The following is an 11,493-nucleotide window of genomic DNA, read 5'->3' as shown; positions in this document are numbered from 1 at the left end:
GCGTGCTCACAGCTTGAAGAAGGCCCGCGCCGCCGCGGCGTCGGCCGCGATCTGCGCCTTGAGGGCGTCGAAATTGGGAAAACGTTGTTCATCGCGCAACTTATGCACGAAACGCACCGAGATGTGCGCGCCATAGATATCGCGGTCGAAATCGAACAGATGGACTTCCAGCAGCGGCCGGGTCGTGCCGCCGACGGTCGGGCGGACGCCGAGATTGGCGACGCCGGGCAGCGGCTGGTCGCCCAGGCCGCTGACCTCGACGGCAAACACGCCGGCCATCGGCAAGGGGTTGTGCTTGATGCGCAGGTTGGCCGTGGCGAAACCGAGCTGCCGGCCCAGCTTCTGGCCGTGCAATACCTGGCCATCCATGATGTAGGGACGCCCGAGCAGGCGGGCGGCGTGCTCCATGTTGCCAGCTGCCAGCGCGCGCCGCACGCCGGAACTGGACACCCGTTCGCCATCGAGCGTGACGCTGCCCATGGCTTCGACGCTAAAGCCGTAGCGGGCGCCGGCCTGCTGCAGGTAGGCATAGTCGCCGCTGCGGCCGCGACCGAAGCGGAAGTCGTCGCCGATGATCAGATGCCTGACCTGGCATCCCTGGACCAGCACCTGCGCGACGAATTCCTCGGCCGACAGCGCGGCGAAGCGGGCGTTGAACGGGCACACCATGGCCTGGCTGGCACCGCATTCAGCCAGCAACTCCAGCTTCTCGCGCAGCGTGCTCAAACGGGCCGGCGCCGAGCCCGGCGCGAAAAACTCCCGGGGGTGCGGCTCGAAGGTGAGCACCATCGGCACCAGCCGATGCTCGCGCGCATAGTCCGCCAGGCGGCCGACCAGGGCGCCGTGCCCCAGGTGGACGCCGTCGAAATTGCCGATGGCGAGCACAACGGGAGCAGGAACAGGGCGTGAATGGCCGCGAAAGACGCGCATGGATTACTTGGCAGGAAAAACGTTGAATTATAACGGTTTGCAGCCCCATCGGGGCACCCCGGACTGCGTCGCCCCGGACGCCGCCTGCGCAGCTCGCACAATCAACACGCAGCGTTTCGCTATAATTGGCAAATTGAACTATTCGGTTTTCCGACAGCCCGTCATGCTTGAATTGATCAGCCATGTCATCCAGATTTCGTCGCGCCGGGATCGCACGGAGATCAACTCGTCGATGGTGGACGCGCTCAGGGCCCTGTTCCGTCCGCAGCAGCTGACCATTTATCGCTGCTACCCCGGCACCCGCAAGCCCATGGTCTTTGCCTGCGCCAGCCACGGTCCGGACGGGAAACTGCTGCGCAACGCCTACGTGCCGGACAAGAAATTCTGCCAGCCGCTTGAGCGCGACCCCATCCTCGCCCGCTGCCGCAAGGAAAAATCGGCCGTGCTCGACTGCCTCGCCGACGGCTCCCATCGCGTCGTGTTCCCAATCATGGATCACAACGAGCCGATCTACCTCATCGACCTGATTCTCTCCGACAACTTCTCGGCCGACGAACGCGTGACGCTGATGGGGCTGGTCGAGTATTTCGGCAACCACATCGGCCTGCTCGATTACGGCGAAACCGACACGCTGACCGGGCTCGCCAATCGCAAGACCTTCGACAAACACCTCTTCGAGCTCCTCGGCAAGGCATCCGTCGATCCGCAAAACGGCTCCCAGGAAAGCCGTCGCCATGGCTCCGACAGCAACCCGCACTGGCTTGCGGTCTGCGACATCGACCATTTCAAGCACGTCAACGACACTTTCGGGCACCTGATCGGCGACGAGGTGCTGATCATGCTGGCGCAGGTCATGCGCCAGTCCTTCCGTTTCGACGACCAGCTCTTCCGCTTCGGCGGCGAGGAATTCGTCGCGCTGCTGCAGCCGATGACCGAGCAGGACGCGATGGCGACGCTGCAGCGCTTCCGGAGCAGCGTCGAAGGACAGTCGTTCAGCCGTGTCGGCAAGATCACGGTCAGCATCGGATTCAGCGCGCTGCAAGCGCACGACACGCCGACCGACGCCATCGACCGCGCCGACGAAGCCCTTTATTTCGCCAAGCGCAATGGCCGCAACCAGGTGGCCGGCTACGAACAGCTGGTTGCCAGCGGCGACCTTTCCGCCAAGGAAATCGCCAAGGGCGAGGTCGAGCTGTTCTAGGCCCGGGCGCCGGCCAGGCTACGCCAGCTTGGCTTTCGGTCCGGGCGGATGCTTGATGAAATACTGGCGAATGCCGCGCACGATAGCGCCCGCCAGCTTCTCCTGATAGGCATCGTCATTCAGACGCGACTCTTCCTCCGGGTTGGAGATGAAGGCCGTTTCGATCAGGGCCGACGGAATATCGGGCGCCTTGAGCACGGCAAACCCGGCCTGTTCGACATTGGCCTTGTGCAGGGTGTTGATCGAACCCAGCTCGCCCAGCAGGTACCTGCCCAACTTGAGACTGTCGTTGATGGTGGCCGTCTGCGACAGGTCGAGCAGCGTGCGCGCCAGGAAAAGATCCTTGTTGCCGAGATTGACGCCGCCGATCAGGTCGGCATCGTTTTCCTTTTGCGCCAGGAGACGGGCCTGCGTGCTCGAAGCCCCCTTCTCGGACAGCACGAAGACCGACGAACCGCGGGCGTCCGGCTTGATCCAGGCATCGGCATGGATCGACAGGAAGAGGTCGGCATGGACGCGGCGCGCCTTCTGGACGCGCATCTGCAAGGGCACGAAGAAGTCGGAATCGCGGGTCAGCACGGCGCGCATGTTCGGCTCGGCATCGATGCGCGCCTTCAGGCGACGGGCGACTTCGAGCGTCACATTCTTTTCATAGGTTCCCGCCCGGCCGATGGCGCCGGGGTCCTCGCCGCCATGCCCGGGGTCGAGCATGATGGTCACCAGGCGATCGACAATCGGCTTGCCGGACTTCTTGCCGGTCTGCACCTCGGGCGCCTCGACCGGGGGCTTGTCGGGCTTCCTGCCCGCCGCCTCGTCGGGCCGTGCCTCGGCGATCTGGAAATCCTGCCCGCCCTTGAGCGGCTCGACCGCTTCCTTGCGGCCTTCGAGCAGCGCCATCATCGGGTCCGGCGGATTGAGCGGATAGACGTCGAGCACCAGGCGATGGCCGTACTCGCCCACCGGCGCCAGCGTGAACACCTGCGGATTGACCTTGCCCTTCAACTCCATGACCAGGCGAACGACACCCGGCTTGAAACGGCCGGCACGCAACAGCTTGATGTTGGGATCGTCGGTCGCCACCTTGCGCGCCAGGCTATCCAGGACGCTGTTGAATTCGACGCCCTCGATATCGACCACCAGGCGATCCGGGTTCTCGACCGTGAAATGCGTGAACTTGAGCGGCGCGTCGTGTTCCAGCGTGACGCGGGTGTAGTCGGCGGCCGGCCAGATGCGCACGGCCAGCACCGACGGCAGCTTCGCTGCGGCGCCGGCCAGCGGCGTCACGGAGACGAGCAGCGAGGCGCCGGCATATTTCAGGAGCTGGCGGCGCCCATGGCTGGGATGAGCGCGTCTAGACATGCCTGCCCTTTCGGTGAATCCGCCACGGCTTCGAGGACACGCCCGACACCTGCATGATAAAGGCGCAACCGCAGGTCTGCCGGCGGAAGGCAGCCTTGAGCGCGCTCCGGCCATTCGACCAGGCACAGCGCAGTGTCATTAAAGTATTCATCAAAGCCCGCATCGAGAAACTCCTCGGGTGACTCGAAACGATAAAAATCAAAGTGATATAAGTATAAGCTCGAAATTACGTAAACTTCAACCAGGGAATAGGTCGGACTTTTGACCGGACCGGCATGGCCAAGGGCCCGAATCAGGGCCCGCGACAAGGTCGTCTTGCCGGCCCCCAGGTCGCCTTCGAGGAAAACCACCATGCCGGCTTGCAGCGCGGGAGCCAGTCTTTCGCCGACAGCCTGGGTGGCCGCCTCGTCGGGCAATTCGAAAACAGCGGTAACATCAGGACTATGCACGATCAGGACTCCACGGTGGATTACGCGGCGCTCAAGGAAAAAATCCGCGAGGCCGGACAACAACTGGGCTTTGCAGCCATCGGCGTGGCCAGGGCCGACCCCGGCGCCGCGGTGGCCGGGCTGCGCGCCTGGCTGGCCGAGGGCTGCCATGGCGAAATGGATTATATGGCCCGCCATGCCGAATTGCGCGCCCACCCCGACCTCCTGCAACCGGGAACCGTTACCGTCATCAGCACCGCGCTCGACTACCTGCCCCACACCGACATCGTCGACCGGCCGGAACAGGCGGCCATCTCCCGCTATGCGCAGGGCCGCGACTACCACAAGGTCATCCGCGGCCGCCTGCAGAAACTCGCCGACCAGGTCGGCGCCCTGGCCGGGCCGTTCGGCTATCGCGTCTTTTCCGACTCGGCCCCGGTCATGGAAGTCGAGTTCGCCCGCCAGGCAGGCCTCGGCTGGCGTGGCAAACACACGCTCCTGCTCTCCCAGCAAGGCTCCTGGCGCTTCCTCGGCGAAATCTACACGGACCTTCCCCTGCCGCCGGATGCGCCGGTCGAAGCCCACTGCGGAACATGCACCGCCTGCATCGATGCCTGCCCGACCGGTGCCATCGTCGCCCCCTACAAGGTGGATGCCCGCCGCTGCATCTCCTACCTGAGCATCGAGCTGGATGGCCCGATCCCGGAAGAACTCCGGCCGCTGATGGGCAACCGCATCTATGGCTGCGACGACTGCCAGCTGTGCTGCCCCTGGAACCGCTTCGCGCAGATCGGCGACCGCGAGTTTACCCCCCGTCACGGGCTGGATTCGGCCAGCCTGATCCAGCTGTCGCGATGGACGGAGCAACAGTTCAACGACCGCCTGGCCGGCAACCCCATACGGCGCATCGGGCACCTGCGCTGGCTGCGCAATATCGCCGTCGCGCTGGGCAACGGACCGGCAACGGCCGACGCCATCGACGCGCTGCGCGCTTTGCGCGATCACGCATCGCCCCTCGTCCGGGAGCATGTCGCCTGGGCGCTCCGACGACTCGGCGCCTGACAAAATCACGCATCATACGATTTTATCACTTTGGTGATATTTACAGTTTCAAGGAAGCAGTGAATCATCCGGTCAACCGGATACGACTTTCATGCTTTCCTTCCATCATCGCCATACCCTGATCGCCACGATGGGCCTCTGGCTCGGGGTCGTCGCCTTTGCCGCCCATCTCCTGCTTGCCGCCGAAATCGGGCGGCGCGAACGGGATTTCGACATCCAGGCGCAGCACCTGGCCGGCGAGGTCAGGAACAAGCTGGATATGAACGAAGCCGTGCTCGCCGGCTTCGCCGCATTTCTCCAGGCGGTGGAACGCAACGATATTGCATCGGCGACACGCTATGCCGCGTCGGTCACCGCGGCCTATCCGCATATCTACATGCTTGAAGTGGCGCGCCAGGTTCCGCTTTCGGAACAGGCCGAACTGCAGGCCACCCTGCGCCGGGAATGGCTGCCGGGCTTCACGATCAAGGATTTTCCCTGGCTCACCCAGCGCACGCTGGCCGGCCCGAGCACGCAGAAATACACCTGGCCCGTTCTCTTCATGTACCCGGCCCTGCCGGAAGCCGAGAGCATCTACGGCGTGCGTCTCGAAACCGTGGACTACCTGGCGCATTCGCTGGCCCTCGCGCAAAAGAGCACCCGCCCCGTGGCTTCCCCGCTATTCCAGATGTACGAGGGCGGCAAGGCCTACATCCTGCTCCGCGAAGTCGATCGCAGCGAACGGCACGACACCGGGCGCGGACTGAACATCTTCGGCAACACCATGACCGCCTTGCTGCTGATCAAGGCGGAGTCGCTGCTCCCGGGCAGCCCGCCAAGCACCGGACAGCCTGCCATCGACTACTCGGCCTCGCTGCTTTCCGCCAACCACGCGCCCAGCATCTTGTTCGCCCTGCCCGCCGAAGCATCGGAATGGCCGGACCGCATGTTTCTCCCCCGTCTCAGCCGGCAGCTGAACATCGACAACGCATCGCAGCCGACGCTCATGCGCTTCGAGCAACAGCTGCGCTGGCGCGAACTGCTGAGCGGCGAAACGATCATCATCTTCGCGCTGCTCGCCTGCGCGCTGGTCACCGTTCCGGCGCTGATCCTGCGTCATCTCAAGACGCTGGAACGCGGCGAACGCGAACACGAGCGCTCGGCCTACCTGGCAACGCACGACCTGCTGACCGGCCTGCCCAACCGTTTTCTGTTCAGCGACCGCTTCGAACAGGCCGTGCAGCAACACATCCGGAATGGCAACGCCTTCGCCCTGCTCCTGATCGACCTCGATCATTTCAAGGAAATCAACGACCTGCACGGTCACGAGGTGGGCGACGAAGTCCTGATCGAAGCGGCGCGGCGCATGACCCACGAAATTCGTGCCTGCGACACCGTCGCCCGCCATGGTGGCGACGAATTCGTCGTCCTGCTCGCCAACACGCTGAACATCGAGGATGCCCTGGCCGTCGGCCAAAAGCTGAGGCACGCGGTTTCGGCGCCGGCCAGCACCAGCGCCGGGCAACTGAGCCTGACCTGCAGCATCGGCGTAGCCCTCTACCCGGCGCAGGGCCAAACGCTCGACGCCATGCGCAAGGCGGCCGATCAGGCCATGTACCGGGCCAAGGCCAGCGGACGCAACGCCGTCGCGGTTGTCGGCGACTGAACGAGGCGGGGTGAGAGGCTGCAGGTCATGCCGCCGTGCAGGTCTGGCCACCCGGGAAGCTGCCGCCCTCGACGTAGATAACGCGCGGGAAGCTCGGTCCGGCTCAGCGGGCGACCGGCCGCCCCGGGTCGGCGCACCACTCGCTCCACGACCCTGCATAGAGTCGCGAACCGGGCAAACCGGCAATTTCCATGGCCACGATGTTGAGACAGGCGGACACGCCCGAACCGCATTGGTGGATGACCTGGTCGGGCGGCGATCCGGCGAGGAGCGCCAGCCACTCCGCACGCAGTTGCGCCGCCGGCTTGAAACGGCCGTCGGCCTGCAGGTTGTCCTTGAAGAAATGGTTCACGGCGCCGGGAATGTGGCCGCCAACCGGGTCGATGGTCTCGTTCTCGCCGCGGAAGCGATCCGGCCCGCGCGCATCGACCAGCAGCATGCGCGGCGTCTCAATACGTTCCTGCACGTAACCGGCATCCACCTTCAGATCCCGGGGGCTGGCCGCGAAAGCGCACGGCAGGGGTGTCGGTTGCAGCTCGGTCAACGCGCCGCCCGCCGCCTGCCAGGCCTGCAATCCGCCGTCGAGCAGGGCGACCGCGTCGTGCCCCAGCCAGCGCAGCAGCCACCACAGGCGGCCGGCAATCATGCCCTGGGCGTCGTCGTAGACCACGACCTGTGTTGCGCTGCCGACGCCGACAGCGGCGAGCCGCTGCGCCAGCCTTTGCCCATCGGGCAGGGGATGGCGGCCGTTGCAACCGGTCATCGGCCCCGACAGGTCGCGGTCACAATGCAGGAAGACGGCGCCGGGAATGTGGGCTTGGGCATAGGCTCGCTCGCCGTAAGCCGTATCGGACAACTGGTGGCGAACGTCGATCACCAGCCAGTTCGGGTCGTCGAGGTGCGCCTGCAGGGTCGCGACATCGACCAGCGTCGTATAGCTCACCGGCTTACTGCTCCAGCCAGCCCTTCGCCTCGTCGGCATTGTCGAAGACCTCGACATCGGCATTGACGAAGGTCTGCGAAATCCAGGCGCTCCAGGTCACCCACTGGCTGTCGGTGACGACGGCGACACGCTTGAAGTCGTTGGCGTGGGCCCGCGAGAACTTGACCTCTTCCCAGGCCACGTCGAGGGTCAGACCAGCCATCTGGGTCAGGTCGAAATACAGGTCGACCGGCCCCTCGAACTTGACCTTGAAATTGACGACCTCCTCGAACTCCTTGTAATCGGCCAGTGTGAACTCGCCGAAGACGGAGACATTGACACGGTTGGCCTGGTGGTCGATGACGATCATTTTTATGCTCCTCGCTGTCTTTGTGATTCCAGTTTAACCCGGAATGCCCCGCCTTGCGGTCCTTTCCGGAAAATCCGGCGGCATTGGCGATGCGCCGATTCTTCGCCCCACCCTGAACGACGATCCCGTTTTTCCGAAACCTTTCATGGCCCGGAAGTCCACAATGAAAAAAAGGTCGCCGCGCGGCAATGGCTGCATCGGGGGCGACGGACAAAAGGAGTCTGGTGATGGAATCGATCGGTACCTGGTGGATGTGGGCGGGATTTTTCGCCATCGTCCTCGTCATGCTCGCCATCGACCTGTTCGTCGTCGGCGGCGGCAAGCGGCACCGCGTCAGCGTGCGCGAAGCCGCCGTCTGGTCGCTGGTCTGGGTCAGCGTCTCCATGCTTTTCGCCGGCGCCTTGTGGCTCTACCTGGACGGCACGGCGGGCCGCGAACTGGCCAACCAGAAAGCGCTCGAGTACGTCACCGGCTACCTGATCGAAAAATCGCTGGCCGTGGACAACGTCTTCGTCTGGCTGATGCTGTTCAGCTTTTTCGCGATTCCGCCGGAACTGCAGAAACGCGTGCTGGTCTTCGGCGTTCTCGGCGCCATCGTCCTGCGCACGCTGATGATCCTCGCCGGCGTCTGGCTGATCGCCCATTTCCACTGGCTGCTCTACGTCTTCGGCGCCTTCCTGCTGATCACCGGGATCAAGATGTGGTGGTTCGCCGACGAGAAGCCCGACCTGGCGAACAATCCGCTGATCGGCTGGATACGCCGCCACGTCAAGGTCAGCGAGCAGCTGCACGGCGAAAGCTTCTTCATCCGGCGGCACGAAGGCGGCGCCCTGGTCCGCTACGCCACGCCGCTCTTCCTGGTGCTGGTGCTGGTCGAGTTTTCCGATGTGATCTTCGCCGTCGACTCGATCCCGGCCATTTTCGCCATCACCACCGACCCGTTCATCGTCCTCACCTCCAACATCTTCGCCATCCTCGGCCTGCGCGCCATGTACTTCCTGCTCGCCGACATGGCCGACCGTTTCTCGCTGCTCAAGTACGGCCTGGCCATCGTGCTGATGTTCATCGGCACCAAGATGCTGATCATGGACTTCGTCAAGATCCCGGTGCTGCTGTCGCTGGGCGTCGTCGCCGGCATCATCGCCGCCTCGGTCGCCCTGTCGCTGCGCCGCGGCAACGCCCCCGTTTCCGGCCCCGAGCCGGAGAAGGAGATGTCATGATTCCGCTGACCTACCCGTCCAACCTGCTGTCGGCTCACGCCCAGCGCCCTGGAAGCCTGCTGCGCGAAGTCGCCGCCCGGCAGGATCGCGTACCGCAGGATCAGCGCGTCGACCTGCCGGAAATCCAGGAATCCTTCCGCGTCAGCTTCAGTGACGAAGCGCGCGCCTACGAGTCGAGCGGCCTGGGCAACGAGCAATACCGGCAGGCGCCGGCCGGCACGCCTCCGGAAAACGCGCGGAAACTGCGCGCCTACGACACGATCGCCGGCCTGTAACCGGCCGCCCCGGCGACCTCAGTCGCCTTCCGCCGGATTCGCCCGCGAAAAATGCGTCGCCGCGACGCCGGAAGCAACGATCAACGCAATCGCCAGCCATGACGAGGCCGCCATGACCTCGCCCCAGAACAGCATGCCGAACAGGCTGGAGAAGATCACCGTGCTATAGGCCAGGGTTGCCGACATCAGCGTCTTGCCGCGCGAATAGGCGCGCGTCATGGCCAGCTGGGCAACGGTCGCGAAGCAGCCCACCCCGAGCAGGAGCAGGCCGCTGCGCAGGTCCACGGCATGGATGTCGCTGAACAGCAGCCACAGTCCGGCGCCGACCGAGGAGACCAGGGAGAAATAGAACACCGTCCGCGTTTCCGGTTCGCCGCGCGCCCCGAGTTCACGCACGCTGAAGTAGGCCATGCCGGCCAGCACGCCGGAACCGAGGCCGATCAGGCCGCCCGTCAGCTGATCGGCATGGAAGGTCGGTTTGAGCAGGACCACCACGCCGACCAGTCCGAGCGCCAGGGCCCCGAGCATGCCCTTGCGCATCCGCATGCCGGCAAAGCCGAGATAGAGCGCCAGGAAGATGGCCGAGGTGTAGTTCAGTGTCACCGCCGTCGCCAGCGGCAGCAGGGTGATGGCGTAGAAATAGGCAAACAGCGCCGCGAAGCCGACCGCGCCGCGCGTCACCTGCCAGCGCCAGTGCTCCGTCTTCAGCGATACGCCGCGCAGGCGAACCAGGCCGAACATCAGGATCAGCGAGATGAAGCTGCGGTAGAAGGTGATCTCGACCGCCGAATGCGTCGCCGCCGCGAACTTGACGCAGACGCCCATGCAGGCGAACAGGAAGCTGGCGGCGATCATCCACAAGGACTGCATAGTTACTAGTCGCTAGTCGGTAGTTGCTAGCTGCTAACGACTAGCAACTAACGACCAATGACTCAACGCGCTTCGATGCCCTTCTGCATGATCCGCCGATAGAACTCGTGGAAGTGCTGCATGCCGTCCTCCATCGGGCTCTGGTACGGACCGACCTCGTTGCGCCCTTCGGCCAGCAGCGCCTTGCGGCCGCGGTCCATGCGCTCGCCGATGTCGTCGTCCTCGATCGCCGTTTCCATGTAGGCGGCGCGCTCGGCCTCGATGAACTCGCGTTCGAAATCGACGATTTCCTCGGGGTAGTAGAACTCGACGACATTCATCGTCTTTTCCGGCCCCATCGGCAGCAACGTCGACACAACCAGCACGTGCGGATACCACTCGACCATGATGTTCGGGTAGTAGGTCAGCCAGATGGCGCCCTGCGGCGGCGTCTCGCCGCGGTCGCCGTAATACTCGCGGACGACCTTCTGCCAGCGGTTGTAGGCGGCCGAGGAAGAATCCTTCATCAGCGAGGTGATGCCGACCTTCTGCACCGAGTACCAGTCGCCGAACTGCCAGCTCAGGTCGTCGCAGGTGACGAAATTGCCCAGGCCCGGGTGATAGGGCACGACGTGGTAGTCCTCGAGATAGACCTCGATGAAGGTCTTCCAGTTGTAGTTGCACTCGTGCATCTCGACATGGTCGATCTTGTAGCCGGTGAAATCGAGGTCGCGCGCCACCTTCATGCCGGCCAGGTCGGCATTGGCCGAACGCGGGCCCTTGAAGAGCAGTCCGTTCCAGTTCTCCAGCTTCGCCTTGTTCAGGTTCAGGCACGGGTTCTGCGGGAAGTGCGGGGCGCCGATCAGCTCGCCGCCCTGGTCGTAGGCCCAGCGGTGGATCGGGCAGACGATCGGCCCGTTCAGTTTGCCGGTGCCCTGCAGCATGATCGCCTGGCGATGGCGGCAGACGTTGGACATCTGCCAGATGCCGGCATTCTTGCCTTCGCTGCCGCCGTTGAGCAGCATCTGGCCGTGGCCCTTCCATTCCAGCGAACGGTAATCACCCGCTTCCGGCACCATCAACTGGTGACCAACATAACCGGGACCGGCATCGAAGATGAGCTTTTTCTCCAGCTCATGAATCGATTGATCGAAGTACCAGTCCACCGGCAGTTGGGAAACTGCTGGGGCCAAACGGGACAGATTCGCCACGTCGGACATTCCACGCTCCAG

General features: G+C 64.3%; 12 protein-coding genes. 5 read left to right on the top strand and 7 right to left on the bottom strand.

The window, feature by feature from the left end:
• Window positions 1–6: 6 nt before the first annotated feature.
• Window positions 7–930: a bifunctional riboflavin kinase/FAD synthetase gene (locus Q0P59_RS12170; RefSeq protein ID WP_295006732.1), complete on the bottom strand. Its 924-nt coding sequence runs from the start codon at window positions 928–930 to the stop codon at window positions 7–9.
• A 163-nt stretch (window positions 931–1,093) separates the two neighbouring features.
• Here Q0P59_RS12170 and Q0P59_RS12165 point away from each other — a divergent pair, with 163 nt between their 5' ends.
• Window positions 1,094–2,131, top strand: coding sequence for a GGDEF domain-containing protein (locus tag Q0P59_RS12165; protein WP_295006731.1), 1,038 nt, complete (start codon window positions 1,094–1,096; stop codon window positions 2,129–2,131).
• An 18-nt stretch (window positions 2,132–2,149) separates the two neighbouring features.
• Here Q0P59_RS12165 and Q0P59_RS12160 read toward each other — a convergent pair whose 3' ends face one another.
• The gene (locus Q0P59_RS12160; RefSeq protein WP_295006730.1) at window positions 2,150–3,490 is read right to left on the bottom strand and encodes an N-acetylmuramoyl-L-alanine amidase; all 1,341 of its coding nucleotides are present in this window, start codon (window positions 3,488–3,490) and stop codon (window positions 2,150–2,152) included.
• Window positions 3,445–3,939 (bottom strand): tRNA (adenosine(37)-N6)-threonylcarbamoyltransferase complex ATPase subunit type 1 TsaE, encoded by a 495-nt coding sequence (gene tsaE, locus Q0P59_RS12155; protein WP_295006729.1) that lies wholly within the window; start codon window positions 3,937–3,939, stop codon window positions 3,445–3,447. The genes Q0P59_RS12160 and tsaE overlap by 46 nt, the downstream gene beginning before the upstream one ends.
• Here tsaE and queG point away from each other — a divergent pair.
• Window positions 3,934–4,980, top strand: a complete 1,047-nt coding sequence (gene queG / locus Q0P59_RS12150) for a tRNA epoxyqueuosine(34) reductase QueG (RefSeq protein WP_295006728.1) — start codon at window positions 3,934–3,936, stop codon at window positions 4,978–4,980. The genes tsaE and queG overlap by 6 nt on opposite strands.
• Before the next feature lie 91 nt (window positions 4,981–5,071).
• Window positions 5,072–6,625, top strand: coding sequence for a sensor domain-containing diguanylate cyclase (locus Q0P59_RS12145; protein WP_295006727.1), 1,554 nt, complete (start codon window positions 5,072–5,074; stop codon window positions 6,623–6,625).
• A gap of 103 nt (window positions 6,626–6,728) precedes the next feature.
• On the opposite strand, the gene Q0P59_RS12140 is transcribed toward Q0P59_RS12145, so the two are convergent.
• Both Q0P59_RS12140 and Q0P59_RS12135 read right to left on the bottom strand, forming a co-directional pair.
• A complete protein-coding gene (locus tag Q0P59_RS12140; RefSeq protein WP_295006726.1) occupies window positions 6,729–7,568 on the bottom strand; it encodes a sulfurtransferase in 840 nt (279 codons plus the stop codon).
• Between the two features lie 4 nt (window positions 7,569–7,572).
• Entirely contained in the window at window positions 7,573–7,917 is a 345-nt protein-coding gene (locus Q0P59_RS12135) for an STAS/SEC14 domain-containing protein (RefSeq protein ID WP_295006725.1), read from the bottom strand.
• 227 nt (window positions 7,918–8,144) lie between these two features.
• On the opposite strand from Q0P59_RS12135, the gene Q0P59_RS12130 reads away from it, so the two are divergent.
• Together Q0P59_RS12130 and Q0P59_RS12125 are read left to right on the top strand one after the other, a co-directional pair.
• Window positions 8,145–9,137 (top strand): TerC family protein, encoded by a 993-nt coding sequence (locus tag Q0P59_RS12130; protein WP_295006724.1) that lies wholly within the window; start codon window positions 8,145–8,147, stop codon window positions 9,135–9,137.
• Window positions 9,134–9,412 (top strand): hypothetical protein, encoded by a 279-nt coding sequence (locus Q0P59_RS12125; protein WP_295006723.1) that lies wholly within the window; start codon window positions 9,134–9,136, stop codon window positions 9,410–9,412. The genes Q0P59_RS12130 and Q0P59_RS12125 overlap by 4 nt, the downstream gene beginning before the upstream one ends.
• Before the next feature lie 18 nt (window positions 9,413–9,430).
• On the opposite strand, the gene Q0P59_RS12120 is transcribed toward Q0P59_RS12125, so the two are convergent.
• Complete coding sequence (locus tag Q0P59_RS12120; RefSeq protein WP_295006722.1) at window positions 9,431–10,282, bottom strand: DMT family transporter; 852 nt, start codon at window positions 10,280–10,282, stop codon at window positions 9,431–9,433.
• Window positions 10,283–10,344: 62 nt separating this feature from the next.
• Complete coding sequence (locus Q0P59_RS12115) at window positions 10,345–11,481, bottom strand: aromatic ring-hydroxylating dioxygenase subunit alpha (RefSeq protein WP_295006721.1); 1,137 nt, start codon at window positions 11,479–11,481, stop codon at window positions 10,345–10,347.
• Window positions 11,482–11,493: the final 12 nt, after the last annotated feature.

It is taken from the genome of uncultured Dechloromonas sp., from assembly GCF_945957265.1.
Classification (GTDB): domain Bacteria; phylum Pseudomonadota; class Gammaproteobacteria; order Burkholderiales; family Rhodocyclaceae; genus Azonexus.
The sequence above is the reverse complement of the archived record's forward strand: the minus strand, read 5'-3'. Positions and strand labels throughout refer to the sequence as shown.